Source organism: Vibrio rarus (genome assembly GCF_024347075.1).
Lineage (GTDB): Bacteria > Pseudomonadota > Gammaproteobacteria > Enterobacterales > Vibrionaceae > Vibrio > Vibrio rarus.
Genome location: NZ_AP024900.1, coordinates 202269 through 226469, shown reverse-complemented (window position 1 = coordinate 226469; position 24201 = coordinate 202269). Strand labels below are relative to the sequence as shown.

Genomic DNA, 24201 nt, shown 5'->3' with positions numbered 1-24201 from the left:
TTATCTCCTAGTCTTAAGCGTCTGCAACAACAACTGTGATGTGGCAAGAACGCTTCAAGATACGGTCGGCACGGCCTTTAGCACGAGGCATAATACGCTTCATGATAGGACCTTCATCTACGAAGATTTTAGCGACATTTAGATCGTCGATATCTGCACCTTCGTTATGCTCAGCGTTCGCGATTGCTGATTCAAGAACTTTCTTAACTAGTACAGCAGCTTTTTTGTTGCTGAAAGTTAGGATTTCTAGTGCTTGATCAACATTCTTGCCACGGATTTGGTCCGCAACAAGGCGAGCTTTCTGTGGAGAAATACGAGCAAAGTTATGTTTAGCTAAAGCTTCCATCATCTACTCCTTACTTCTTCTTAGCTTTCTTATCTGCAGCATGGCCGCGATAAGTACGAGTTGGCGCAAATTCGCCCAGTTTGTGACCGATCATTTCTTCGGTAACGAAAACTGGTACGTGCTGACGACCATTATGGACAGCGATGGTCAAACCAATCATTGTTGGGATGATCATTGAACGACGGGACCAAGTCTTAATAGGCTTTTTGTCTCCGCTTTCCACCGCTTTCTCTACCTTCTTCAGCAAGTGCAGGTCAATAAAAGGACCTTTCTTGAGAGAACGTGGCATGGCGATTCCTCTTTATAGATTACTTGTTACGACGACGTACGATGTACTTGTCAGTGCGCTTGTTCTTACGAGTCTTAAAGCCTTTAGTAGGCTGACCCCAAGGTGATACTGGGTGACGACCACCAGAAGTACGACCTTCACCACCACCGTGTGGGTGATCTACCGGGTTCATTACTACACCACGTACGGTTGGACGTACGCCGCGCCAGCGTGAAGCACCAGCTTTACCTAGTTCACGTAGCATGTGCTCAGAGTTACCAACTTCACCGATCGTAGCACGACCTTCAGAAAGTACTTTGCGCATCTCACCAGAACGTAGGCGTAGAGTTACATATGCACCATCGCGAGCGATGATTTGTGCGTATGCACCTGCAGAACGAGCAATTTGTGCACCTTTACCAGGCTTAAGTTCAACACAGTGTACTGTTGAACCTACTGGGATGTTGCGCATCGGCAGAGTGTTACCTGCTTTGATTGGCGCATCAACACCAGACTGGATTGAATCTCCAGCTGAAATGCCTTTTGGTGCGATGATGTAGCGGCGCTCACCGTCTGCGTACAGAACTAGAGCAATGTTTGCGCTACGGTTTGGATCGTATTCTAGGCGCTCAACTTTCGCTGGGATGCCATCTTTAGTACGTTTAAAGTCAACTAGACGGTAATGGTGTTTATGACCACCACCGATGTGACGTACTGTGATACGACCGTTGTTGTTACGACCACCATTCTTAGAGTTTTTCTCTAGAAGTGCTGCGTATGGCTTACCCTTGTGGAGGTCAGCGTTAACAACTTTAACTACGTGACGACGACCAGGGGAAGTCGGCTTACATTTAACAATAGCCATTCTTAACTACTCCTGTTATTCCGCACCGCCAACGAAGTCAAGATCTTGACCTTCTTTCAAGGTAACGTAAGCTTTTTTCACGTCTGAACGACGGCCTTCACGCATACCTTGACGTTTGGTCTTACCCTTAAGAACAAGAGTATTTACAGACTTAACTTCAACTTCAAATAGCTTTTCTACAGCTGCTTTGATCTCTTTCTTAGTAGCATCTTTAGATACTTTGAAAACGATAGTGTTCGCTTTCTCAGCAGCCATAGTTGCTTTTTCAGAGATATGTGGAGCACGTAGAACTTTTAGTAGACGCTCTTCAGTGATCATGCCAGCATCTCCTCAACTTGCTTCACTGCATCAGCAGTAATTAGAACCTTGTCGAACGCGATTAGACTTACTGGGTCAATACCAGCAACGTCACGTGCATCAACTTTATAAAGGTTACGAGCAGCTAAGAATAGATTCTCATCTACTTCACTAGTCACAATCAGAACATCGTTAAGCTCAAGATCTTTAAGCTTAGCTACTAGCTCTTTAGTTTTTGGTGCTTCTACTGAGAAGTTATCAACAACGACTAGGCGTTCTTGACGAATCAACTCAGAAAGAATGCTTTTCATAGCACCGCGGTACATTTTTTTGTTTACTTTTTGGCTGTGATCTTGTGGTTTCGCAGCAAAAGTAACACCACCTGTACGCCAGATTGGGCTACGAATTGTACCAGCACGAGCACGGCCAGTACCTTTTTGACGCCATGGCTTAGCGCCACCGCCAGATACTTCAGAACGAGTCTTTTGAGCACGAGTACCTTGACGAGCACCTGCTGCATAAGCAACAACTACTTGGTGTACAAGAGCTTCGTTGAAGTCACGTCCGAAAGTAGTCTCGGAAACAGTTAGTGCATCAGCACCTTTAACTATCAATTCCATTACTTACTCCTAGACGTTATGCTTTAACAGCTGGTTTTACGATAACGTTGCCGCCGATTGAGCCTGGTACTGCACCTTTAATAAGAAGCAGATTGCGCTCAGCGTCAACACGTACGATCTCTAGGTTTTGAGTCGTTACACGCTCAGCACCCATGTGACCAGCCATTTTCTTGCCTTTAAATACGCGACCTGGAGTTTGACATTGGCCAATTGAACCTGGTGCGCGGTGAGACAAGGAGTTACCGTGAGTCATATCTTGAGTAGAGAAGTTCCAACGCTTGATAGCGCCTTGGAAGCCTTTACCTTTAGATGTACCAGTAACGTCTACTTTTTTTACTTCATTGAAAAGTTCTACGTTTAGCTCAGCGCCAACTTCAAACTCTTCACCGTTTTCTAAACGGAATTCCCAAAGACCGCGGCCCGCTTCAACACCTGCTTTCGCAAAGTGACCAGCTTCTGGCTTGCTTACACGGTTAGCTTTCTTAGAACCAGCAGTAATTTGGATTGCAGAGTAACCATCAACTTCAAGTGTACGCACTTGAGAAACACGGTTAGATTCTACTTCCACAACTGTTACTGGAATAGAAACGCCTTCTTCGGTAAATACGCGGGTCATACCCACTTTACGTCCGACTAGACCAATCATTATTCTAATCTCCCTTAACCTAGGCTGATTTGAACATCAACACCAGCTGCAAGGTCTAGACGCATAAGTGCATCTACAGTCTTGTCAGTTGGTTCAACGATGTCGATCAAACGCTTGTGAGTACGAATTTCGTACTGATCACGTGCGTCTTTGTTAACGTGTGGAGAGATAAGAACAGTGAAACGTTCTTTACGAGTAGGTAGTGGAATAGGACCACGAACCTGTGCGCCGGTACGTTTTGCTGTTTCAACGATTTCCGCAGTTGAAGCATCGATTAGTTTATAATCGAAAGCTTTAAGGCGGATACGAATACGTTGGTTCTGCATGAGACAGAGCTCCAATTAATAATTAAATACACAAACAATATCGCCACTCTCACTTAAAAAGATAAGGGAATGCCGATTGATTTATGTGAAACCGTAGCCTCCAAAATCAGGAAGCATTGTCAGTTAATTTTCGATTAACTTGTAGCATAACGCTATTTTATTAATTGTATTAACCGCGAACATAAGCTGAGTATACGTTACCTAGGATAACCTAGCCCCTCAGTGCTCATTGGTTCACAACCGACTTAAGTCAGTGGGAAGGATTATACAGAAGCTAAGACGGGATGCAATAGGTGAGTGAAAAATAATCGAAAAGAAGTAAAGATGGGGTTATGCCAATAGACAAATAAAAAGGGAAGCCGAAGCTTCCCTTTTATAATGCGTGTTCTTCATAAAGAAGAAGTGTGCAGATTTTAACTAAATATTAGTCAAAGATCTTAGCAACAACACCAGCACCAACAGTACGGCCACCTTCACGGATTGCGAAGCGTAGACCTTCGTCCATTGCGATTGGAGCGATTAGCTCAACAGTCATTTGAACGTTGTCACCTGGCATTACCATCTCAACACCTTCAGGTAGAGTGATGTCGCCTGTTACGTCAGTTGTACGGAAGTAGAACTGTGGACGGTAACCTTTGAAGAAAGGAGTGTGACGGCCGCCTTCGTCTTTTGAAAGAACGTACACTTCTGACTCAAATTTAGTGTGTGGGTTGATTGAACCTTTAGCAGCAAGTACTTGGCCACGTTCAACGTCATCACGCTTAGTACCACGTAGAAGTGCACCAACGTTCTCACCTGCACGACCTTCGTCAAGCAGTTTGCGGAACATTTCAACACCAGTACAAGTAGTAAGAGTTGTTTCTTTGATACCAACGATTTCTACTTCGTCACCTACACGTAGGATACCGCGTTCGATACGACCAGTAACAACTGTACCACGACCTTGAATTGAGAATACATCTTCAATAGGAAGTAGGAACGGTTGATCAACAGCACGCTCTGGAAGTGGAATGTAAGAATCTAGTGCTTCTGCAAGCTCAACAATCTTGTCTTCCCACTCTTTTTCGCCGTTTAGAGCGCCAAGTGCAGAACCTTGAATTACAGGTAGATCATCACCTGGGTAGTCGTATTCAGAAAGAAGTTCACGAACTTCCATTTCTACTAGTTCAAGTAGTTCTTCGTCATCAACCATGTCACATTTGTTCATGAATACGATGATGAATGGGATACCAACCTGACGACCAAGTAGGATGTGCTCACGAGTTTGAGGCATAGGGCCATCTGTCGCAGCAACAACTAGGATACCGCCGTCCATTTGAGCAGCACCAGTGATCATGTTTTTAACATAATCGGCGTGTCCAGGACAGTCTACGTGTGCGTAGTGACGTTCAGGAGTATCGTACTCTACGTGAGAAGTAGCGATTGTGATACCGCGCTCACGCTCTTCAGGAGCGTTATCGATAGATGCGAAATCTTTAGCTTCACCACCGTATACTTTTGACAAAGTAGTACAGATAGCAGCAGTTAGAGTTGTTTTACCATGGTCAACGTGGCCGATAGTACCAACGTTAACGTGCGGTTTCGTACGTTCAAATTTTTCTTTAGACACGATCGTGTTCCTTCCTAGTTATGATTCGCCACGACTGAAAATAGTCGAGGCGCGCCAGAATTTGCTATTTTAAGCATCAAACGCCTTTAGCGCAATATTTAGGCGCACTGATCTGAAAATTTCATCAGTTCTAATTGCGCCAAATTATTAACCGCGCTCGGCAATAATAGCATCAGCCACATTCTTCGGCACTTCAGCGTACTCACTAAACTCCATAGAGTAAGAAGCACGGCCTTGTGTCGCTGAACGCAAGTCTGTTGAGTAGCCAAACATGACAGATAGTGGTACTTGTGCACGAATTACTTTCAATCCAGCCGTACCGTCTTCCATGCCTTCAATAATGCCTCGGCGACGGTTTAAGTCCCCTACTACACTACCCATCCAATCTTCTGGAGTGGTTACTTCAACTTTCATCATTGGTTCAAGGAGTACTGGTTGAGCATCAAGTGCACCTTCCCTGAACGCCATTGAGGCAGCGATTCTAAACGCTATCTCACTTGAGTCGACATCATGGTAAGAACCATCAACCAAAGTTGCTTTGACATCCTGCATAGGATAGCCAGCAAGCACACCATTGATCATTTGCTCTTCGATACCTTTCGATACCGAACTGATGTATTCACTAGGAACAGCACCATCCACAATTTCGTTCTCAAAAACAAAACCTTCGCCAGGCTCTGATGGCTCAAGTTTAAGCCAAACGTGACCATATTGGTTGCGTTCGCCTTGACGAATAAATTTACCTTCAACTTTAGTTGTACCACGAATCGCTTCGCGATAAGCCACTTGTGGGTTACCTACGTTACAACCAACGTTAAATTCACGCTTCATTCGGTCAACGATGATATCAAGGTGAAGCTCACCCATACCCGAGATCAGAGTCTGTCCCGTTTCGTCATCCATTTCCACGCGGAAAGAAGGATCTTCTGCTGCCAATTTATCTAAAGCAATGGCCATTTTATCTTGGTCTGCTTGAGAGCGTGGTTCTACCACAATTTGGATAACAGGATCTGGGAATTCCATGCGTTCCAGAATCACTTTATGATTCTGATCACAAAGAGTATCACCTGTAGTCACGTCTTTAAGACCGATAACCGCAGCAATATCACCCGCATGAACTTCTTTTACTTCTTCACGCTTGTTCGAATGCATTTGTACAATACGACCCAAGCGTTCTCTTTTTTCTTTTACTGAGTTGTAAACTGTCTCGGCTGTTTTTACAACACCAGAATACACTCGAATGAAGCTTAACGTACCCACAAACGGGTCCGTAGCAATCTTAAAGGCTAATGCCGCAAACGGTTCTTTGTCATCGGCATGACGCTCTACTTCGTTTTCATTCTCATCGACACCTTTGATTGATGGAACATCAATCGGTGAAGGTAAGAAATCAACAACAGCATCAAGTACCGCTTGAACACCTTTATTTTTAAAGGCTGAACCACAAGTCGCTAATACAATTTCATTGTTCAGGGTGCGGATACGTAAACCTTGTTTGATTTCCGCTTCGCTTAACTCACCCTCTTCAAGATACTTGTCCATTAACTCTTCGTTTGCTTCAGCTGCCGCTTCCACTAAGTTAATGCGCCACTCTTCTGCACTTTCAAGCATATCTGCAGGAACATCTTCATAGCTGAAAGACATGCCTTGATCCGCTTCATTCCAACTAATGCGTTTCATCTTGATAAGATCAATTACGCCAGCAAACTCATCTTCAGCACCAATGTTTAATTGAATTGGTACTGGTGTCGCGCCTAAACGCTCTTCTATTTGGTTTACTACACGCAGAAAATCCGCTCCCGTACGGTCCATTTTATTAACGAACACTAAACGAGGAACACCGTATTTATCAGCTTGACGCCAAACGGTTTCAGATTGTGGCTCAACACCCGACGCGCCACAGAAGACGACTACGGCACCATCAAGTACACGTAATGAACGCTCTACTTCGATAGTAAAGTCAACGTGTCCAGGGGTGTCAATGATGTTGATGCGATGATCTTGGAATTGAGCTTCCATACCGCGCCAAAAGGTGGTGGTAGCAGCAGAGGTGATAGTAATACCACGTTCTTGCTCTTGTTCCATCCAATCCATGATAGCTGCGCCATCATGAACTTCACCAATTTTATGAGAGAGACCGGTATAGAATAGAATACGCTCACTTGTGGTTGTTTTACCTGCATCTACGTGAGCTACGATACCGATATTACGGTAGCGCTCAATAGGAGTTTTACGAGCCACGATTCTATCCTCTTATTAGGGACTATTAATATTTAAAAAAATGGGCTTTTAAAATATGAATAGACCCTATTTTTCCTTTCTGAAAAATAGAGAAATGCAGCGAGCAAGGCTCGCTGCACTAAAGGTATTACCGAGGGATTACCAGCGGTAGTGTGCGAACGCTTTGTTAGCGTCAGCCATGCGGTGAACGTCTTCACGTTTCTTAACCGCAGTACCTTTGTTCTCAGACGCGTCTAGCATTTCAGCAGCTAGGCGTTGAGCCATAGATTTTTCACCACGCTTGCGCGCAGCTTCAACTACCCAACGCATAGCAAGTGCGTTACGGCGAACCGGACGTACTTCTACAGGTACTTGGTAAGTTGAACCACCTACACGGCGAGATTTAACTTCTACCGCTGGGCGAACATTTTCAAGAGCTTCTTCAAATACAGCTAAGTGGTCTTTACCAGACTTCTCAGCCATAGTTTCTAGTGCAGTGTAAACAATTTTTTCTGCAGTAGATTTTTTTCCGTCAACCATAAGGATGTTAACGAATTTTGCCAGCAGTTCAGATTTGAACTTAGGATCTGGAAGGATCTTACGCTGACCAATAACGCGACGACGTGGCATAGGAATTCTCCATTGTCTTCTTCAGGTTATCCAAAACTTTTCAGTTTCTTCAAAATTAAAAATATGAAATTGAGTGTTTGGCCTTACTTAACGCCTTTCTCTAAAAGAAAGGAAATTAAGACTTAGGACGTTTCACACCGTATTTAGAACGACCTTTCTTACGGTCATTTACGCCAGCACAGTCAAGTGCGCCACGTACAGTGTGGTAACGTACACCAGGAAGGTCTTTAACACGACCGCCACGGATAAGAACAACACTGTGCTCTTGAAGGTTGTGACCTTCACCGCCGATGTACGAAGTCACTTCAAAGCCGTTCGTTAGACGAACACGGCAAACCTTACGAAGTGCTGAGTTAGGTTTTTTAGGTGTAGTAGTGTAAACACGAGTACATACACCACGTTTTTGTGGGCACGCTTCTAGTGCAGGCACGTTGCTTTTAACAACTTGCTTTGCACGTGGTTTACGTACCAACTGGTTAATAGTTGCCATTAACTAGCTCCTGATTACTGAAAATAAGCTTTGTGAAAAATCTAAGCCCTATCACACTAGTGCAATTAGGGACGCGAAATTCTATTCGGGGACGGGTGGGGTGTCAAGAAATATACAGATCTTTTTTAACTACAGGCGAGTTCCTTGCTAGAATGTACAACCTGCAAGAGATAACTTTATCTATAATGCTTCTATTTTACCAAGTCATGGACTTGTCAGATTCTGCCGTGAGATCCACAAAGCCGGCAAAATCGACCAAGGTAATATGAGGGGCACAAACCGATTCTACCCCTCTGGCCTGAAGATCAGGCAACAAAGCGCTAACGGTGACAGTAACAGGTAATAATGCATGTTTTTTATGCTGAGGATTGACAGCATACACCGCCTCTTCTGTCAGCAAAACGTTATCTGTATCAAATAAATAGCGAGCCAAATCATCCAACGCATTCAAGCGCGTCACTATATGCAACATAATTAGAACCTTAAAACCACGTCACATGACGCCATTGTTTTTGCTATTTGTTTTGGTGCCAGCATTGTCACGTCTAATAGTAAATCCTGTACCGTAAACCCTAACTCTTCTAGACTGCTACTGCACACATATATCTCTTCTACTTCATACAGTTCCAGTAAACGAAACGCCGATATATAGTCACGGCTAAGTATCGAATTAGGTTGTTGCTGCTTTAATAGCTGACTTACTCCATCTGCGATAAAAAAGAGTGCCAGTTTTTCGCTATATGCGGAAGTGGCCAGGACGGCATCTAATGCTTCACGCCCTTGCGCAGTTGCATGGGGTGTGCTGGTAAAGACAAACGCAATACTCTTCAAAACTGTACTACCCTATCTTGAGTTAATAGAGCCTCAGCTAAGCTACCTAAGCCTGACTGCTCAAAACCATCAGCTAAGTTAGTTTGTGCCAATTGATGCAGCTTAGCTTCTTCCTGCCCCACGACGCCTCTCCGTAAAGAGGCAGCGACACACGTTTGCAGTAATACGCCATGTTCAGCGGCTAATTGTTGCCACGCCGAAACCAAATCAAACTCATCATTTGCAGGGACAGTTAAGCCGTTACCATTACTCACCCCTTGCTGATAAAAGAACACACTAACAAGGCAATGACCTTTTACAATAAGTGCTTTGGCAAATTGAAAAGCGTTTAAGCTGGATTGCTCACCATACACCGAGCTGTTTACCACTAAGGTATACGACAAGCTCAACTATTCGTCCTCTGTTTTACGCTGACGAATATACAAATACACGGTGTGCTTAGAAATATTTAAACGGTCTGCGACACGATTAATGGCATCTTTAATATCAAAGATGCCTTTGTCATAAAGTTCCATGACTATCTGACGGTTCTTAGTATTATTCGATACCATTTTATCGGCATTAACTTCATCAATGGTACGCTCAACCGTTTGATCGACAAGTTCTTCAACATCACTAGCAAAATTAACCGATGACGCTGCCGATTGAGCTTCTTCTGTTGGCATAAATGAATGCAATACCTGTGAGAATGGAGCGTCTAAATTGACGTTGATACACAGTAGACCAATGACACGGTTGTCGCCATTACGAATAGCAACGGTTATTGATTTCATCAATACCCCGCCCTTAGCTCTGGTGAAATAGGAACGAGAGAAGTTACGTTCAGAGCCTTCAATATCTTTTAGCATTTTCAGAGCAAGATCAGTAATGGGTGAGCCTACCTGCCGACCGGTGTTTTCACCATTGGCAATACGCACTGCAGAAGTGTTTAGATCTTCTAAAGAATGTAAAACTATCTCGCAAAATTTCCCTATTAAACTAGCGATACCATCAACCACTGCTTCATAAGAAGACAATATGATTTTATCGTGCTCCGTAAAAGGCTTCACATCTACTGAATCCAACTCTAGCAATGATTCTGTATTGATGGTTTCTGTATTCACGAGCTCGTCCATATTAGCTATTCAAATATTGTCTTAAAGTTTATCAGATTATTTTAAAAAAGAGAGCAATGGCTTAACTAACACCTCTATATTCTGATCCAAGTCATAAACAAAATAAAAAAAAACCGAGGCAAGCCCCGGTTTCATATGTGTTTTTACTGCTAGTAATTTTACTATTTTTTCACTGGTTGTGGCGCTTTTTCCACAGCTTGTGTTGCTGGCGCTTCAATGTTGAGAAGTGTCACTTCAAAAACAAGCGTTGAGTTAGCAGGGATTTTTGGTGAGTCTTGATCACCGTAAGCCAACTCTGGTGGGATAACAAACTTATACTTAGAACCCACTTTCATAAGTTGAACGCCTTCAGTCCAACCAGGAATAACACGATCTAGAGGGAAAGTTGCTGCTTCACCACGGTCGATAGAGCTATCGAACTTAGTTCCGTCAGTTAATGTACCAACGTAATCAACTTTAACGACATCAGTCGCTTTAGGAGTGGCACCATTACCTTGTTTTTCTACTTTGTAAAGAATGCCTGATTTCGTTTTAACTACGCCGTCTTGTTTAGCAAACTCAGTACGGAACTCTTCACCCGCTTTTAATGTAGCTGCCGCTTTTTCAGCCGCTTTAGCCGCCATTTGCTTGCTTACACGCTCATCTAAGCTTTGCAGTGTTTGACGAATTTCGTCATCTTTAAGACCTGCTTTACCAGCAAATGCATCAGTAATACCTTTCAGTACCATCTCATCTTTAAGATCAATGCCAAACTCTTTTGGCTTCTCTACACTTGATTTTAGGTAAGTAGCGAATGAAACACCGATGGCGTATGCTGCTTTCTCATCATCAGATTTAAACTGCATCGCATTTGCTGCTGCCGGAGTGGCTGCTTCAGTTTGTGGGGCTGCTTCTGTCTTTGGCGCTTCTTCTTTTTGACAACCTACTGCTAGTGCAACAGTTGCTGCAAGCAGAGAAATTTTTAGCATTGGTTTCATTTAGTTCTCCAAATCATGGCCTGGCCATTTGCTATAAGCACATTAAGTGCAAATTATTATGGTTAATCTCTTAAAATTAACAAATTACCGCTCAGTGTACGAATTATAATTACGCCTAGACAACTATTAATTGTCATTTCTAAGTAAAAATATTCACGATGAGCGTTTAGACCCATTTCTGAGAATTAGTTCCCTAAATTTCCGCTAATTTAAGAATGCCTTTATGGTAAATAACGGACAACTCGGCACTTCCCCTTTTAATTTTACCCCCTATCATGCCCCCTTTAGCATAAGAGTCTTCATTTTATAGTACGGGCTATTACTGGCTTAGGTTAACAGGTGAAGGTACTGACAAACTAAGGTAAACTGCGCAGCATTACCGACTTTATAGGCTCATATCAATGTCACACTCAGCAGAGATTTCTACTTTAATCCAGCAACTCAACAATAAGATTGATGATCTAGAATGTAAAACGGCATTTCAAGAACAGACTATTGAAGAGCTAAATGATGCCTTAAGCCAACAACAGTTGCTGATCACTAAAATGCAACAACAAATGAAGTTTGTGGTGGGGAAAGTAAAAAATATGGACACCTCTAACCTAGCAGATAGCTCAGAAGAAACGCCTCCTCCACACTATTAATACCTATAACGGCAAGGTCGCTAGCATAAATTGCTAGGCAAACATATAAAAAGGCCTGATTTCGATAGTCACGAAATCAGGCCTTTTTGTTTTTATTGCAACGGCGACTTTTATATAAAGGCGCAGTGCATTAAATAATTAGTGGTTAGAGCAGCAATCGTCGCCTTTACCACAAGAACCTTTACCACCACAACATTCATGGTCGTCGCCATGATCATGGCCACCAGCTTGATGAAGATGACCGTGTTCAATTTCAGACTCAGTAGCTTCACGAATAGCGACAACTTCTACATCAAACGTTAGCGTTTGACCTGCAAGCATATGGTTGCCATCAACCACGACTTCTTTGCCATCCACTTCCGTAATCTCTACTGGGATTTGACCTTGGTCTGTGTCTGCAAGAAAACGCATGCCAACTTCAATTTGGTCTACGCCTTGGAAAACATTTGCTGGAACACGTTGAACCATAGCATCACTGTGTTCGCCGTAGGCTTCTTCTGGGCCTACAGTGACACTAAACTTGTCACCAACACTACGTCCAGAAAGTGCTTTTTCTAAACCAACTACTAGGTTGTTGTGTCCGTGTAGATAATCCAATGGTGCATCAATACCCGCTTGATCAACAACTACGCCTTCTTCAAGCTTTACTTGATACGCTAGGCTTACTACTGAGTTATTGTCGATTTTCATAGTCACTCCAAAAAGTTGGTCATTCAACTGTTCAAAAAAGAGGCGCAATAATACAGATTTAGCCGTGTAATGGCTAGCGCTTAATTCTATTCTGGTTTAAAGATCCCAATCATTTCTTGTTCTTGTAATTGGTCTGGCTTTACCGCTGGCGTTCGCTGCTCTTTAAAGTCACAGCTGACACATTCTACCCACTCTATATTATTCACTTCCCACCAGCGTAAACTGTCCGTTGTACTGCATTCTGGGCATTGGGCTCCTGCAATAAATCGTTTTCTAGTCTTCATCTTTTTTATTCCAATAGTGACTGGACTGACGTTCATTTTCTATTTCTCGTCCAAAAATTTCTTCGAGCTCTTTACGCGCTTCTTTTGCACGTAAACTTAAATCACTTTCATCGCTATGCTGAGGAAGTAACTCTTTAAGCATGGTGTTATCTAATTTACTAAAATGCTTTTCTGCACGAGAGGCTTGGTGAGGGTGCATTCCCAAAGCCACTAGCAATTGCCGCCCTAAATCCAGAGCCCCTAAAAAGGTTTCTCTCGAATAGTTGCTGACACCATGATTAAGCAACTGATAAGCCTCCACTCGACTGCGTGCCCGCGCTAATACTTTCAAATGAGGAAAATGTTGCTGGCAAAGCTCAACGGTCTGAATGACTTCATCAGGAGAATCGGTACACAAGACAATGGCCTCGGCCTGCTCTGCCCCAGCTGAGCGCAATAACTCCAAATTGGTTACATCTCCGTAATACACTTTATAGCCAAATTTACGCAGCAATTTAATCTGACTGGCATCGCTCTCTAATATGGTGATTTTAATTTTATTGGCATACATCAAGCGGCCAATAACTTGGCCAAATCGTCCAAAGCCAGCCACAATAACTCGAGGGCTACGATTGGGCAGTTGCTCATGAGAAAGGGACTCATCTTGCGTATTGATGCTGCGTGAATAAACCCAAGATTGAACTTTCAAAATTAACGGCGTAGTCACCATGGATAAACTGACCACCACTAATAGAAAACTGGTCACCGAAGCAGATAAGAGCCCTAAAGCTAAAGCGGCAGTAAAAATCACAAAAGCAAATTCACCCCCTTGGCTTAAAATAGCGGCCATACGACTGCGTGACTTTGACTTAGTACCAAATAAACGGGCTAATCCATATAAAATGAGCCCTTTACTGGTGACTAAACCTGCCACTGTAACCAAAATCAATAATGGGCTTTCAAACAACAGCCCAAGATTCACCGACATACCCACTGAAATAAAAAATAAGCCAAGTAACAATCCTTTGAAAGGCTCAATTGTAATTTCAAGTTCATGGCGGTATTCACTCTCGGCTAGCAACACCCCCGCTAAGAAAGTACCTAACGCCATAGATAAACCTAAGTGTTGCATACACACCGCAATACCAAACACCACCAATAACGCGGCGGCGGTGAATAGCTCACGGGTACCCGTAGACAATACAAAGCGAAACAGTGGGCGTAATAGAAAGTGCCCCGCTACCAATAGTGCCAGCACCGCCAATAACGTCATACCACTGTCCAGCCAACTGCCGGTCACTTCTCCGGCAAGTAAAGGCAATAACGCCAACATAGGAATAACGGCAATATCTTGAAACAGTAATACCGCAAAACTTGACTGCCCGGTTTCCGACCCGGCTAACCCCTGCTCATCAATCACTCTAAGGGCAATCGCTGTAGAAGATAAAGCAAGCCCCATGCCGATAGCTAAACTACTCGTCCATGTTTGCCCTAATAGGTAAGCAAGCATAGAAATAAATAATGTAGAAATAACCACCTGAGCGCCGCCTAAACCTAAGATGGGCATGCGCATTGCCCAAAGTTTTTTCGGGTTCAGTTCTAAACCAATTAAAAAAAGCAACAGCACGACGCCAAGCTCAGAAAAATGCAGTATCGCATCTACGTCACTAATTAATGAGAGTCCCCAAGGGCCTATCACAACGCCCGCTAGTAAATAGCCCAATACAGACCCTAGCCCTAAGCGCTGAGCTAAAGGCACCGCCACAACCGCCGCTCCAAGAAACAACACACTGCTTTCAATGAGCTCATTAGTCAGGGCCATTAGTCGTCTCCTGTAGTTGATGTTCATCCGCTAAAGGGGCTGATAACCATTGCCGGTAGTCAGCGGCGTGTTGCTGGCGCTCTGCATCAGAAATCGTGCGCGACCAATACAGTATCAGTGGTTCAAACCAGTGCATTTTACAAAGGGCTGCCGTGAGTTCGAAAGGCTGTAAAATCTGTTCTAACGGGTACTTATTATACCCTTGTGGAGAGAATGCGGATTTCTGCCCTCCCGTGGTAATCACGCTACGCCAAGATTTACCACTGAGCGCACAATGGGATCCAAACGCAAACCCTTTATCCAATACGCGATCCATCCACTCTTTCAACAATGAAGGGCAGGAATAGAGAAACATAGGGTGTTGGAATACGATCACATCATGCTCTAACAGGCGTTGCTGCTCCGTGGCAACATCAATAAAAAAATCAGGATATTCAGCATAAAGATCATGCACTGTGACATTATCGAGGTGTTTTATTTCATCAATCATACACCGGTTAGCAACAGAGCTATCGGGCTCAGGATGAGCGTAGATCACCAGTACTTTGGGAGCATTTGAGGGGGTAGCAGACAGTTTTGTCATTCCTTGACATATTCCTTCACTGTTACGTTAACCTTATCCTATCACGCCAAGTGATCGACTTTTACCCCTATTCCACCTAATATGCGAAGCAACATATTCGATTAACGTTCATTATCCTCATGATTACAATTTCAAACATTCAACTAATGCGCGGTGGCAAGGCACTTCTACAAGATGCATCCGCCACTATTCATCCCGGAGACAAGGTTGGCCTTGTGGGTAAAAATGGCTGTGGTAAATCTACGCTATTTGCCTTAATGAAAGATGAATTGAGTATTGATGCTGGCGACTTCAAACTTCCCAAACATTGGGAACTGGCCTGGGTGGCGCAAGAAACCCCTGCCCTTGAACGTACCGCGCTCGAATATGTCATTGATGGTGATAGAGAATACCGTCAACTCGAAGCTAATTTAGTCCAAGCCGAGCAAGACGACGATGGTAACAAGGTTGCCGAACTGCACGGAAAAATAGAAGTCATTGGCGGTTACTCCATACGAGCACGCGCTGCTGAGTTACTGGATGGTTTAGGTTTTTCTCAAACACAAATGGAATGGAACTTAACGCAGTTTTCTGGTGGTTGGCGCATGCGCCTTAACCTAGCCCAAGCGCTCTTGTGCCGCTCTGATTTATTGTTGCTCGATGAACCTACCAACCACTTAGATCTTGATGCTGTGATGTGGCTAGAACGTTGGCTGCAAAGTTATCGAGGCACTTTGGTGCTTATTTCTCATGATAGAGATTTTTTAGACCCTGTTGTAGGGCGCATTATTCATGTTGAAAATGAGGCGCTACATGAGTACACGGGTAACTACTCTTCCTTTGAAACCCAACGCGCACAAAAGTTGTTATTGCAACAAGCTATGTATCAAAAGCAACAAAAGCAAATGACGCATATGCAAAGCTATATCGACCGCTTCCGCTATAAAGCGTCCAAAGCCCGTCAAGCTCAAAGCCGTATTAAAGCGTTGGAAAAAATGGAACAAGTGCTGCCTGCACAGTTTGATAACCCATTTAGCTTCCAGTTTCGTGAACCGGCTGATCTGCCCAACCCTATCGTTATGATGGATCACGTATCTGCCGGTTATGACGACACGCTTATTTTAGAAAAAATACGTTTAAACCTCGTTCCGGGTAGTCGCATTGGCTTACTTGGCCGCAACGGCGCCGGTAAATCCACCTTAATTAAATTACTCTCTGGTGAGTTAAGCCCTAAAAGTGGCGAGTTCACCTATTCACAAGGGGTAAAAATTGGCTACTTTGCTCAACACCAACTCGAAACACTGCATCCACAAGAGACACCTCTGCAACATTTAATGCAAATTGCCTCCAATCACACCGAGCAACAGTTACGGGATTACTTAGGCAGTTTTGGCTTTAAAGGGGATAAAGCCCTCGATAAAGTCGCGCCATTTTCTGGTGGTGAGAAAGCACGCTTGGTGCTAGCGCTACTGGTTTGGCAAAAACCCAACCTATTGCTACTGGATGAGCCTACTAACCACCTTGATCTCGATATGCGTCAAGCGTTAACTATGGCACTGCAAACCTTTGAAGGTGCTATGGTTATCGTTAGCCACGACAGGTACTTACTGCGCGCCACTACCGATGATCTATACCTAGTAGACGCCAAACGCGTAGACCCTTTTGATGGGGATCTCAATGACTACTACAAATGGCTAACCGAACAACAAAAAGAACAAAAGAAAGCACAATCGAAAGAAGTGGTTAAATCCACCGTACACTCGGCAGCGGCAAAAAAAGACCAAAAAAGAAAAGACGCCGAGTTTCGTAAACTTACTGCTCCCATTCGCAAAAACATTACCGCACTTGAAAAGAAAATGGATAAGTTAAATACCCTATTACAGCAGTGTGAAGATCAGTTAGGAGATATGGATCTGTATCAAGCTGAGAATAAGGCTAAACTGACTCAAGTACTCAACCAACAAGGCAGCGCTAAAGCCGAGCTTGAAGAGGTAGAAATGGAATGGATGTCCGAGCAAGAGACACTAGAAGAAATGCAGGCAAATATCGATAACGAATGAATCACCACACGCCACAACATCACCTTACCATAGATAGCCTGTGGCAATTTAGCTTGCAGTACTATTCTATACCAGAGGTAAAAGAGGCGTGTTTAAACCTGCAGAACCACTTCCATGGTAACGTTAACCTTCTGTTAGCCTTAAAGTGGCTAGATGAGCATGGTTTCGCTTTTTCTTCACAACAATGGCCTTTGCTGATACAAAGCTTAGGCCACACGGAAACTGCACTGGTCCACTTCAGAAAACTACGTCGTAAAATGAAGCAACACCTCCCTGAACCTCTTTATGGAGAATCTTTGCAATTTGAACGGCAACTAGAGCGTCAGCAACAAGCGGATATCGTAGCATTCCTACAACAATGCAAGCTGAACTCTGTACCAGCCCCTCACCTCACTGATGATTATTGTCAGCAATTAGGGGCCGAACATTTAGCCGTCATATTTAATAAGCAGGCGCTATGATACAACGCTTTTCACCACACTGGTCATTACGTAACCCACACTTGCAAACCTTGATGCCAAGATTGATTCGTAAGCAACCTCTGTTTACTCCAGTATGGGAAACCCTCACGACTTCGGATAACGACTTTCTTGATCTCGCATGGAGTGAAGAGTGGCAAAATGAATCCGCTGCTAATAAACCTATTTTTATCCTGTTTCACGGATTAGAAGGCAGCTTTAACAGCCCCTATGCTCATGGCTTAATGCACTCTTTTGCGCAAAAGGGGTGGCTGGCAGTAATGATGCACTTTAGAGGATGTAGCGGTAAACCCAATCGGCAAGCTCGCGCCTACCACTCTGGAGAAACGGAAGACGCACGTTTTTTTCTTGAACTCATACAACGGCGTTTCCCTAACAACCCAAAAGTCGCTACAGGCATTTCCCTTGGAGGAAATATGCTGGTGAACTATTTGGCGCGCTATGCCGAACAACCTTTATTGGATGAAGCCTCCATCGTATGCGCTCCATTGGATTTAGCCGTGTGCTCCAAACGTATCGAGCAAGGTTTCTCTAAGCTGTATCAAACGTATCTACTCAGCTCCCTCAAACGCACAGCATTACAAAAAATCCACTTGCTACAAGATGCGCTAGGCATCGACGTCAATACGGTGCAAAACATGCGTTTCTTACACCAGTTTGATGACGCAATCACCGCCCCATTACACGGCTATACGGATGCGATTGATTATTACACGCAATGTTCTGGGTTACCCAAGTTGAATGATATTCGAATACCAACTCACATCATCCACGCCAAGGATGACCCGTTTATGACCGATGCCGTGATACCGACTTTCAAGTTAAATAAAAACATTAAGTATCTGCTTCTCGGCAACGGCGGACATGTTGGTTTTATTGGAGGAGCACTCACTCAACCTTATTTTTGGTTGGAGATGGCGTTGCCAAGCTTTTATGATAAATTTACCCGTCACATTATTACCGAGTAAGCATTCAGCATGATCGTACCTTGGAAAGAGATTGCCCCACAAACTTTAGAGACCCTGATCAAAGAGTACATCCTAAGAGAAGGCACCGACTATGGTGATGTCGAAATATCACTGCAAGACAAAATAGAACAAATTCAGCTTCAACTGCAACAAGGCACTGCGGTCATTGTTTATTCTGAATTGCATGAAAGCATTGATATAAAAGTGAGCCACAACGCAAAACTTTTATGATACTTTAACGGTTACGCTCAATTTACATACCGTTATTCCACATTCAAATACAAGACAAGGAAAGTCATGTCAGCTAAGCATCCCATAATAGCGGTTACCGGCTCCTCTGGTGCAGGTACCACCACCACCTCTGAAGCTTTCCGTAAAATGTTCAATATGATGAAAGTAAAGGCGGCTTGGATTGAAGGAGATAGCTTTCATCGTTTCACTCGTCCTGAAATGGATGTCGCCATTCGTAAAGCTAAAGACCAAGGCCGTCATATCAGTTACTTTGGACCAGAAGCAAATGACTTTCCCGCCCTTGAGAACTTCTTTAAAGAGTATGGCGAAAAAGGCGAAGGTAAAGTGCGTCGTTATTTGCATACATTTGATGAAGCGGTGCCTTATAACCAAATGCCCGGTACCTTTACTCCATGGCAAGAATTGCCAGAGGAAAGTGATGTGCTTTTCTACGAGGGTCTGCATGGTGGCGTGGTAGATAGTACATGTAATGTCGCCAAACACGTGGACCTGCTGATCGGCATGGTACCTATCGTCAACCTGGAGTGGATTCAAAAGTTTGTTCGAGACACCCGAGACAGAGGGCACTCTAGAGAAGCGGTAATGGACTCCATTGTTCGCTCTATGGATGACTATCTTAATTTCATCACCCCACAGTTCTCTCGCACCCATATTAACTTTCAACGAGTACCCACGGTAGATACTTCAAACCCACTGAACGCCAAAGGAATACCGAGCTTAGATGAAAGCTTTGTAGTCATCCGTATGCGCGGCTTTAAGAATGTCGACTTTCCCTACTTACTGGCCATGATTGATGGGTCATTTATGTCTCGTCACAATACGCTGGTTGTACCAGGCGGAAAAATGAGTTTTGCTATGGAGTTGATTATTCGCCCTATCCTGCAACAACTATTGGAGACAGGTAAAATAGGCTAATTTTCACATTATGTTAGGTTGTTGCGTAAGAGTGTGATTGAGAACACGGTTTTGATTGTAAAATCGACAGTTGATACCTAACAAAATCAAGAAATTTAACTGAAAAAAAGTTACTATTCGTACTGTTAAAATTAAAAGTAGTAGCAGCAACTACGCCCACGCCCCCTACTTATACGGGGTTGGCGGGGAACATAATTATACTCGCTGAGAGAGGAAGAAAAGAATATGGTTTTAGGTAAACCTCAAACAGATCCAACGTTAGAATGGTTTTTGTCACATTGCCACATCCACAAATACCCTTCAAAGAGCACATTGATCCACGCTGGTGAAAAAGCAGAAACGCTTTACTACATCGTAAAAGGTTCTGTTGCCGTATTGATCAAAGATGAAGAAGGGAAAGAAATGATTCTTTCTTACCTAAACCAAGGTGACTTCATCGGTGAATTGGGTCTTTTCGAAGACGATCAAGAGCGTACAGCTTGGGTTCGAGCAAAATCTCCATGTGAAGTGGCAGAAATCTCATTCAAGAAATTCCGTCAGCTTATCCAAGTTAACCCAGACATCCTAATGCGTCTTTCTTCGCAAATGGCTAACCGTCTACAAGTTACTAGCCAAAAAGTAGGTGACCTTGCATTCCTTGACGTTACAGGTCGTATTGCACAGACGCTACTAAACCTTGCTAAACAGCCAGATGCTATGACTCACCCAGACGGCATGCAAATCAAGATCACTCGTCAAGAGATCGGTCAGATTGTAGGTTGTTCTCGTGAAACTGTAGGCCGTATCTTGAAGATGCTTGAAGAGCAGAATCTTATCTCTGCACACGGTAAAACGATTGTGGTTTACGGCACTCGCTAATAAACATCTACAATTAAAGATAAAAAACCGCTGTTATTTAACAGTGGTTTTTTTTATTTTTATACTTAGACCAATCGTAATAAACTTCTAATTATTTACTTACTGTAATTGACATTAGCTTAATCGAATTACTTATTCGTACTTTCAAATATTTTATCCGCAGAAGCTTCCACAAACCCTTGATAGAGCTTCCCTTGAGACACTTCATAGCGCTTGGCAAATTCATAGAAGCCGCCAGGGATCATATGCTCTCCATCAGAGAAGGCAACATTTACCTTGTCAGCCATAGTAGATGATTGCTCTAACCGCACTTGTGGCGTGCCTTTCACTTCTCCACCCGAAGCATTAATAACAAAACCCTTCTGCTTTAAAAATGCATTCACCTCTGCGACATCTTGAAATTGGGCAAGTTGATTGACACTCACGGTAAAGTGATTCGCACCAAACCCATGGGCGGCCACCCAAGAGGCATACTCACTCTCTTTCGCCAATTGTTGATAGTCCGCAAAGCTCAAGTTCCACAACCTGCCCCCATGCAGAAAATCACTCCCCTCAAGTTGGCCGTCATCTATTTGCGACACCAATTTAGCCACTATAGTACGTAACTCACTCGAGCACTGATCTAACTGAAGCTCACTGATAAAAACCTTAGGCATGAGAGGATCTGGATGCTGATAATGCTTGGCTAACAACTTTTTAGCGGTAAACACATACTCTCCCCCCGCCTGATAGCCAAGTTCAAGTAGTGGTTTGGCCAATACCTTCAAATCAATGGGCGAACAGGCAAAAGTTCGTAATGCGATATGATCATTGATCAGCACTTTATTTTGCTTTAACAACTCATGAATCGTAACGGAAGAAGGACAAAGCCGACCATTAAAGTCATGCCACAATAGGTCAAATAGCTTTTGCACACTCATGGTAACTCCTTGTAAGGGTTAATCGAACTGAAGACCCGGAGACAAGGTCTCTGGAAAAACAGACTCAGCCCCCTGAATAGAAGCCATGGGATACGCACAGTAATCCGCCGCATAAAATGCACTAGGTCTCAGGTTTCCTGATGCACCCGGGCCACCAAATGGTGCATCACCACTGGCACCGGTTATAGGGCGGTTTCGGTTAACAATGCCGGCACGAATTTCATCAGAAAAGTATTGCCACTGTTCATCATTAGTTGAAATTAATCCTGCAGAAAGGCCATATTTAGTGTTATTCGCCAACTCGACAGCTTGGGCGAAATCAGTAAAGCGCACTACCTGTAACAACGGGCCAAAATACTCTTCGTCTGGTAACTCAGCGATGTCCGTTACATCTAAAATACTTGGTGCAACAAACGCGTGATCCAGCAGTTCACCATCTAGCAACGCCTTAGCACCTAAACCCATTAATGTCTGTTTTGCGACAATAATTTGCTCTGCAGCGCCTCGAGAAATGAGGGTACCCATGAAAGGTTGAGGCTCTGAAAATGGTTGTCCCATCTTAAGCTTGCGGGTGACTTCAACAAGGCGCGCTACTATCTCATCTCCCCCTTGCCCCTCAGGAATATACAGGCGTCGCGCGCAAGTACATCGTTGTCCTGCACTAATAAATGCTGACTGAACTATGGTATGAACGGCAGCATCTATATCACCAAACTGCTCACTCACGACAAGAGGGTTATTTCCTCCCATCTCTAACGCCAGCATTTTTTCCGGTTGACCGGCAAATTGACGATGAAGAATATGCCCCGTATTCGCACTACCGGTAAATAACAGACCGTCTATTTGAGCAGACTCAGCTAATGCAATGCCTGTTTCTTTGCCGCCCTGAACCAAATTGATAACACCTTTAGGTAAGCCCGCATCATGCCACAATTTAACGGCAAGCTCGCCACACAGTGGAGTGAGATCCGAAGGTTTAAATACCACGGAATTTCCTGCCAACAACGCTGGCACAATATGTCCATTTGGTAAATGGACAGGAAAATTATATGGACCAAAGACAGCCAACACTCCTAACGGGCGGTGCTGTAAGGTGACATCATTACCCGCTACTTGCTTGTGCTTTGTACCGGTTCTCTCATGATAAGATTGAATTGAAAGCGCAATTTTGCCAGCCATGGCAGTCGCTTCGGTGCGCGTTTCCCATAACGGTTTTCCTGTTTCTTTCGCCACCGTTTGTGCAATAAGCTCAGCATTATCTTTGACCAATTGAGCAAAACGTAGCACCACAGCCTCGCGCTGAGCAAATGTCTGTTTTTTCCAAGCCAAAAAAGCATGACGAGCGCTCGCAACAGCCAATTCCACCTGACCTTTAGTCGCGCTATGCCCTTGCCAAACCACTTCGCTATTATAGGGAGCTAAAGAGTTAACATCATGTCCTTGCCCTGAAATCCACTCACCTGCAATAAAATGCGTTTCCATTACGTTCGTCCTTGTTGTTCGATTTACACCGCCGCCATTCGTACCCAATCACCGGCCTCAACTTGCAGAGCTTGGGCAACTTTAGGGCTAATAATGACACTTTGGGTTTCAGCATCAAATGCCGCTTGTTGCGCCACTGCTCTGAAATGTTCAAATGAAGTATTGCTAATCAAATAACTAATGGAACTGCCATGCTCAGCAATAGATACCTTGGCTCTAAAGGAATGACGCACTGTATCTATATTGCGTAAATCGCACTCAACTGTAGGGCCTGCATCAAAAATGTCCACATAGTCTCGGCATGTAAACCCTTCATTTTCCAAAAGTTTTAATGCAGGGCGCGTGTTATCGTGCACCTTTCCTATGACATTTTGCGCATCAGGGCTTAGCAAATTGATATAAATAGGCAATTTAGGCATCAAGTCGGCAATAAACCCCTTGTTACCAATCCCAGTCAGGTAGTCCGCCAAAGTAAAATCGATCGAAAAGAAGTGCTCTTGCAGCCAATCCCAAAATGGAGAGTTGCCCTTATCATCGGATACCCCTCTCATCTCCGCAAAAATCGTTGTAGAGAAACGGTGGGGGTGCTCAGCCATCATAAGAAAGCGACACTTCGACATTAAGCGACCATTTAAGCCACCCCGAAATTTAGGGCGTAAGAACAGAGTGCAGATTTCACTGCATCCGGTGTAATTATTGCCAAAGGTCAATAACTTAACTACGTTATTAACGCCTAACTGGGGGGATGAGTGCACCACTTTACTGATGTGATATGAGTAAAAAGGCGCATCCCAGCCAATGGATGCTTCTATGCCAGTAGTACCCGCAACTTCACCGCTATCGCAGTCAACACCAACCATTAAATACCCTTCATCACCAGGTGATGACACCTCAGTTTTTTGAAAGCTATTTACAGAATGAGCAATTCGATTGCTTAATAATTCCTGATTGACCGGTAACGAAGTAAAGCCATGGCCCGACTCCTCTGCACACAAGTGCAGCGAGTCATAATCATCCTTAAATATCGGGCGTACTACTAGCATCCC

Annotated in this window: 30 protein-coding genes; 7 read left to right on the top strand and 23 right to left on the bottom strand. The window is 43.9% G+C overall.

Translation table 11 applies throughout. The features are described 5' to 3' along the window. Positions 1-13 precede the first annotated feature (13 nt). From rplV to fkpA, 16 genes are all read right to left on the bottom strand, one after another. On the bottom strand, positions 14-346 hold the full coding sequence (gene rplV, locus OCU56_RS01065; RefSeq protein ID WP_261874744.1) for a 50S ribosomal protein L22: 333 nt from the start codon (positions 344-346) through the stop codon (positions 14-16). A 10-nt stretch (positions 347-356) separates the two neighbouring features. Continuing rightward, positions 357-635, bottom strand: a complete 279-nt coding sequence (gene rpsS / locus OCU56_RS01060; RefSeq protein WP_004736729.1) for a 30S ribosomal protein S19 — start codon at positions 633-635, stop codon at positions 357-359. Positions 636-654: 19 nt separating this feature from the next. Then, entirely contained in the window at positions 655-1479 is an 825-nt protein-coding gene (gene rplB, locus OCU56_RS01055; protein ID WP_261873762.1) for a 50S ribosomal protein L2, read from the bottom strand. Between the two features lie 15 nt (positions 1480-1494). Next, positions 1495-1797, bottom strand: a complete 303-nt coding sequence (gene rplW, locus OCU56_RS01050; protein ID WP_261873761.1) for a 50S ribosomal protein L23 — start codon at positions 1795-1797, stop codon at positions 1495-1497. Then, positions 1794-2396 carry a 50S ribosomal protein L4 gene (gene rplD, locus OCU56_RS01045; protein ID WP_261873760.1) on the bottom strand — a complete coding sequence of 201 codons (603 nt, stop codon included), beginning with the start codon at positions 2394-2396 and terminating at the stop codon, positions 1794-1796. Before rplD ends, rplW begins: the two co-directional genes overlap by 4 nt. Positions 2397-2412: 16 nt before the next feature. Continuing rightward, complete coding sequence (gene rplC, locus OCU56_RS01040; protein ID WP_068696514.1) at positions 2413-3042, bottom strand: 50S ribosomal protein L3; 630 nt, start codon at positions 3040-3042, stop codon at positions 2413-2415. A gap of 14 nt (positions 3043-3056) precedes the next feature. Then, positions 3057-3368 (bottom strand): 30S ribosomal protein S10, encoded by a 312-nt coding sequence (gene rpsJ / locus OCU56_RS01035; protein ID WP_001181007.1) that lies wholly within the window; start codon positions 3366-3368, stop codon positions 3057-3059. A 424-nt stretch (positions 3369-3792) separates the two neighbouring features. After that, positions 3793-4977 (bottom strand): elongation factor Tu, encoded by a 1185-nt coding sequence (tuf, locus tag OCU56_RS01030; protein WP_261873467.1) that lies wholly within the window; start codon positions 4975-4977, stop codon positions 3793-3795. Positions 4978-5124: 147 nt separating this feature from the next. Next, a complete protein-coding gene (fusA, locus tag OCU56_RS01025; protein ID WP_261873759.1) occupies positions 5125-7218 on the bottom strand; it encodes an elongation factor G in 2094 nt (697 codons plus the stop codon). Between the two features lie 138 nt (positions 7219-7356). Further along, positions 7357-7827: a 30S ribosomal protein S7 gene (gene rpsG / locus OCU56_RS01020; RefSeq protein ID WP_017073678.1), complete on the bottom strand. Its 471-nt coding sequence runs from the start codon at positions 7825-7827 to the stop codon at positions 7357-7359. 115 nt (positions 7828-7942) lie between these two features. Next, on the bottom strand, positions 7943-8317 hold the full coding sequence (gene rpsL, locus OCU56_RS01015) for a 30S ribosomal protein S12 (RefSeq protein WP_005417208.1): 375 nt from the start codon (positions 8315-8317) through the stop codon (positions 7943-7945). Between the two features lie 196 nt (positions 8318-8513). Continuing rightward, positions 8514-8789, bottom strand: a complete 276-nt coding sequence (gene tusB, locus OCU56_RS01010; protein WP_261873758.1) for a sulfurtransferase complex subunit TusB — start codon at positions 8787-8789, stop codon at positions 8514-8516. A 2-nt stretch (positions 8790-8791) separates the two neighbouring features. Next, the gene (tusC, locus tag OCU56_RS01005) at positions 8792-9148 is read right to left on the bottom strand and encodes a sulfurtransferase complex subunit TusC (protein ID WP_261873757.1); all 357 of its coding nucleotides are present in this window, start codon (positions 9146-9148) and stop codon (positions 8792-8794) included. Beyond that, entirely contained in the window at positions 9145-9537 is a 393-nt protein-coding gene (gene tusD, locus OCU56_RS01000) for a sulfurtransferase complex subunit TusD (protein WP_261873756.1), read from the bottom strand. Before tusD ends, tusC begins: the two co-directional genes overlap by 4 nt. Next, positions 9538-10263 (bottom strand): helix-turn-helix transcriptional regulator, encoded by a 726-nt coding sequence (locus OCU56_RS00995; RefSeq protein ID WP_261873755.1) that lies wholly within the window; start codon positions 10261-10263, stop codon positions 9538-9540. Positions 10264-10424: 161 nt separating this feature from the next. Continuing rightward, complete coding sequence (gene fkpA, locus OCU56_RS00990; RefSeq protein WP_261873754.1) at positions 10425-11240, bottom strand: FKBP-type peptidyl-prolyl cis-trans isomerase; 816 nt, start codon at positions 11238-11240, stop codon at positions 10425-10427. Between the two features lie 401 nt (positions 11241-11641). On the opposite strand from fkpA, the gene OCU56_RS00985 reads away from it, so the two are divergent. Continuing rightward, positions 11642-11884 carry a SlyX family protein gene (locus OCU56_RS00985; RefSeq protein WP_261873753.1) on the top strand — a complete coding sequence of 81 codons (243 nt, stop codon included), beginning with the start codon at positions 11642-11644 and terminating at the stop codon, positions 11882-11884. Positions 11885-12022: 138 nt separating this feature from the next. Here OCU56_RS00985 and slyD read toward each other — a convergent pair whose 3' ends face one another. From slyD to kefG, 4 genes are all read right to left on the bottom strand, one after another. Beyond that, positions 12023-12574, bottom strand: coding sequence for a peptidylprolyl isomerase (gene slyD, locus OCU56_RS00980; protein WP_261873752.1), 552 nt, complete (start codon positions 12572-12574; stop codon positions 12023-12025). Between the two features lie 86 nt (positions 12575-12660). Beyond that, positions 12661-12858 carry a YheV family putative zinc ribbon protein gene (locus OCU56_RS00975; RefSeq protein WP_261873751.1) on the bottom strand — a complete coding sequence of 66 codons (198 nt, stop codon included), beginning with the start codon at positions 12856-12858 and terminating at the stop codon, positions 12661-12663. Beyond that, on the bottom strand, positions 12848-14659 hold the full coding sequence (gene kefB, locus OCU56_RS00970) for a glutathione-regulated potassium-efflux system protein KefB (RefSeq protein ID WP_261873750.1): 1812 nt from the start codon (positions 14657-14659) through the stop codon (positions 12848-12850). The genes OCU56_RS00975 and kefB overlap by 11 nt, the downstream gene beginning before the upstream one ends. Beyond that, positions 14646-15242 carry a glutathione-regulated potassium-efflux system ancillary protein KefG gene (gene kefG / locus OCU56_RS00965; protein WP_261873749.1) on the bottom strand — a complete coding sequence of 199 codons (597 nt, stop codon included), beginning with the start codon at positions 15240-15242 and terminating at the stop codon, positions 14646-14648. Before kefG ends, kefB begins: the two co-directional genes overlap by 14 nt. Before the next feature lie 119 nt (positions 15243-15361). On the opposite strand from kefG, the gene OCU56_RS00960 reads away from it, so the two are divergent. From OCU56_RS00960 to crp, 6 genes are all read left to right on the top strand, one after another. Continuing rightward, entirely contained in the window at positions 15362-17281 is a 1920-nt protein-coding gene (locus OCU56_RS00960; RefSeq protein ID WP_261873748.1) for an ABC transporter ATP-binding protein, read from the top strand. Further along, positions 17278-17742: a TIGR02444 family protein gene (locus tag OCU56_RS00955; RefSeq protein ID WP_261873747.1), complete on the top strand. Its 465-nt coding sequence runs from the start codon at positions 17278-17280 to the stop codon at positions 17740-17742. The genes OCU56_RS00960 and OCU56_RS00955 overlap by 4 nt, the downstream gene beginning before the upstream one ends. Then, complete coding sequence (locus OCU56_RS00950; protein WP_261873746.1) at positions 17739-18728, top strand: hydrolase; 990 nt, start codon at positions 17739-17741, stop codon at positions 18726-18728. The genes OCU56_RS00955 and OCU56_RS00950 overlap by 4 nt, the downstream gene beginning before the upstream one ends. Before the next feature lie 9 nt (positions 18729-18737). After that, a complete protein-coding gene (locus OCU56_RS00945) occupies positions 18738-18959 on the top strand; it encodes a YheU family protein (protein WP_261873745.1) in 222 nt (73 codons plus the stop codon). A 66-nt stretch (positions 18960-19025) separates the two neighbouring features. Next, a complete protein-coding gene (locus OCU56_RS00940) occupies positions 19026-19895 on the top strand; it encodes a phosphoribulokinase (RefSeq protein WP_261873744.1) in 870 nt (289 codons plus the stop codon). A 225-nt stretch (positions 19896-20120) separates the two neighbouring features. Beyond that, a complete protein-coding gene (crp, locus tag OCU56_RS00935) occupies positions 20121-20753 on the top strand; it encodes a cAMP-activated global transcriptional regulator CRP (protein WP_017029447.1) in 633 nt (210 codons plus the stop codon). A 128-nt stretch (positions 20754-20881) separates the two neighbouring features. Here the strand turns inward: crp and OCU56_RS00930 are convergent, their stop codons facing one another. From OCU56_RS00930 to astA, 3 genes are read right to left on the bottom strand one after another with little or no spacing between them, the layout of a single operon-like run. Continuing rightward, positions 20882-21673, bottom strand: coding sequence for a DUF1338 domain-containing protein (locus OCU56_RS00930; protein ID WP_261873743.1), 792 nt, complete (start codon positions 21671-21673; stop codon positions 20882-20884). 18 nt (positions 21674-21691) lie between these two features. Beyond that, positions 21692-23155, bottom strand: coding sequence for a succinylglutamate-semialdehyde dehydrogenase (gene astD / locus OCU56_RS00925; RefSeq protein ID WP_261873742.1), 1464 nt, complete (start codon positions 23153-23155; stop codon positions 21692-21694). 23 nt (positions 23156-23178) lie between these two features. Continuing rightward, positions 23179-24198, bottom strand: a complete 1020-nt coding sequence (astA, locus tag OCU56_RS00920) for an arginine N-succinyltransferase (protein ID WP_261873741.1) — start codon at positions 24196-24198, stop codon at positions 23179-23181. Positions 24199-24201 lie beyond the last annotated feature (3 nt).

Bases quoted from the DNA above. Each gene is read 5' to 3' on its own strand.
- rplV (WP_261874744.1), bottom strand. From the start codon at position 346: ATGGAAGCTTTAGCTAAACATAACTTTGCTCGTATTTCTCCACAGAAA.
- rpsS (WP_004736729.1), bottom strand. From the start codon at position 635: ATGCCACGTTCTCTCAAGAAAGGTCCTTTTATTGACCTGCACTTGCTG.
- rplB (WP_261873762.1), bottom strand. From the start codon at position 1,479: ATGGCTATTGTTAAATGTAAGCCGACTTCCCCTGGTCGTCGTCACGTA.
- rplW (WP_261873761.1), bottom strand. From the start codon at position 1,797: ATGATCACTGAAGAGCGTCTACTAAAAGTTCTACGTGCTCCACATATC.
- rplD (WP_261873760.1), bottom strand. From the start codon at position 2,396: ATGGAATTGATAGTTAAAGGTGCTGATGCACTAACTGTTTCCGAGACT.
- rplC (WP_068696514.1), bottom strand. From the start codon at position 3,042: ATGATTGGTCTAGTCGGACGTAAAGTGGGTATGACCCGCGTATTTACC.
- rpsJ (WP_001181007.1), bottom strand. From the start codon at position 3,368: ATGCAGAACCAACGTATTCGTATCCGCCTTAAAGCTTTCGATTATAAA.
- rpsG (WP_017073678.1), bottom strand. From the start codon at position 7,827: ATGCCACGTCGTCGCGTTATTGGTCAGCGTAAGATCCTTCCAGATCCT.
- rpsL (WP_005417208.1), bottom strand. From the start codon at position 8,317: ATGGCAACTATTAACCAGTTGGTACGTAAACCACGTGCAAAGCAAGTT.
- tusB (WP_261873758.1), bottom strand. From the start codon at position 8,789: ATGTTGCATATAGTGACGCGCTTGAATGCGTTGGATGATTTGGCTCGC.
- OCU56_RS00995 (WP_261873755.1), bottom strand. From the start codon at position 10,263: ATGGACGAGCTCGTGAATACAGAAACCATCAATACAGAATCATTGCTA.
- fkpA (WP_261873754.1), bottom strand. From the start codon at position 11,240: ATGAAACCAATGCTAAAAATTTCTCTGCTTGCAGCAACTGTTGCACTA.
- OCU56_RS00985 (WP_261873753.1), top strand. From the start codon at position 11,642: ATGTCACACTCAGCAGAGATTTCTACTTTAATCCAGCAACTCAACAAT.
- slyD (WP_261873752.1), bottom strand. From the start codon at position 12,574: ATGAAAATCGACAATAACTCAGTAGTAAGCCTAGCGTATCAAGTAAAG.
- OCU56_RS00975 (WP_261873751.1), bottom strand. From the start codon at position 12,858: ATGAAGACTAGAAAACGATTTATTGCAGGAGCCCAATGCCCAGAATGC.
- kefB (WP_261873750.1), bottom strand. From the start codon at position 14,659: ATGGCCCTGACTAATGAGCTCATTGAAAGCAGTGTGTTGTTTCTTGGA.
- kefG (WP_261873749.1), bottom strand. From the start codon at position 15,242: ATGACAAAACTGTCTGCTACCCCCTCAAATGCTCCCAAAGTACTGGTG.
- OCU56_RS00960 (WP_261873748.1), top strand. From the start codon at position 15,362: ATGATTACAATTTCAAACATTCAACTAATGCGCGGTGGCAAGGCACTT.
- OCU56_RS00955 (WP_261873747.1), top strand. From the start codon at position 17,278: ATGAATCACCACACGCCACAACATCACCTTACCATAGATAGCCTGTGG.
- OCU56_RS00950 (WP_261873746.1), top strand. From the start codon at position 17,739: ATGATACAACGCTTTTCACCACACTGGTCATTACGTAACCCACACTTG.
- OCU56_RS00945 (WP_261873745.1), top strand. From the start codon at position 18,738: ATGATCGTACCTTGGAAAGAGATTGCCCCACAAACTTTAGAGACCCTG.
- OCU56_RS00940 (WP_261873744.1), top strand. From the start codon at position 19,026: ATGTCAGCTAAGCATCCCATAATAGCGGTTACCGGCTCCTCTGGTGCA.
- crp (WP_017029447.1), top strand. From the start codon at position 20,121: ATGGTTTTAGGTAAACCTCAAACAGATCCAACGTTAGAATGGTTTTTG.
- OCU56_RS00930 (WP_261873743.1), bottom strand. From the start codon at position 21,673: ATGAGTGTGCAAAAGCTATTTGACCTATTGTGGCATGACTTTAATGGT.
- astD (WP_261873742.1), bottom strand. From the start codon at position 23,155: ATGGAAACGCATTTTATTGCAGGTGAGTGGATTTCAGGGCAAGGACAT.
- astA (WP_261873741.1), bottom strand. From the start codon at position 24,198: ATGCTAGTAGTACGCCCGATATTTAAGGATGATTATGACTCGCTGCAC.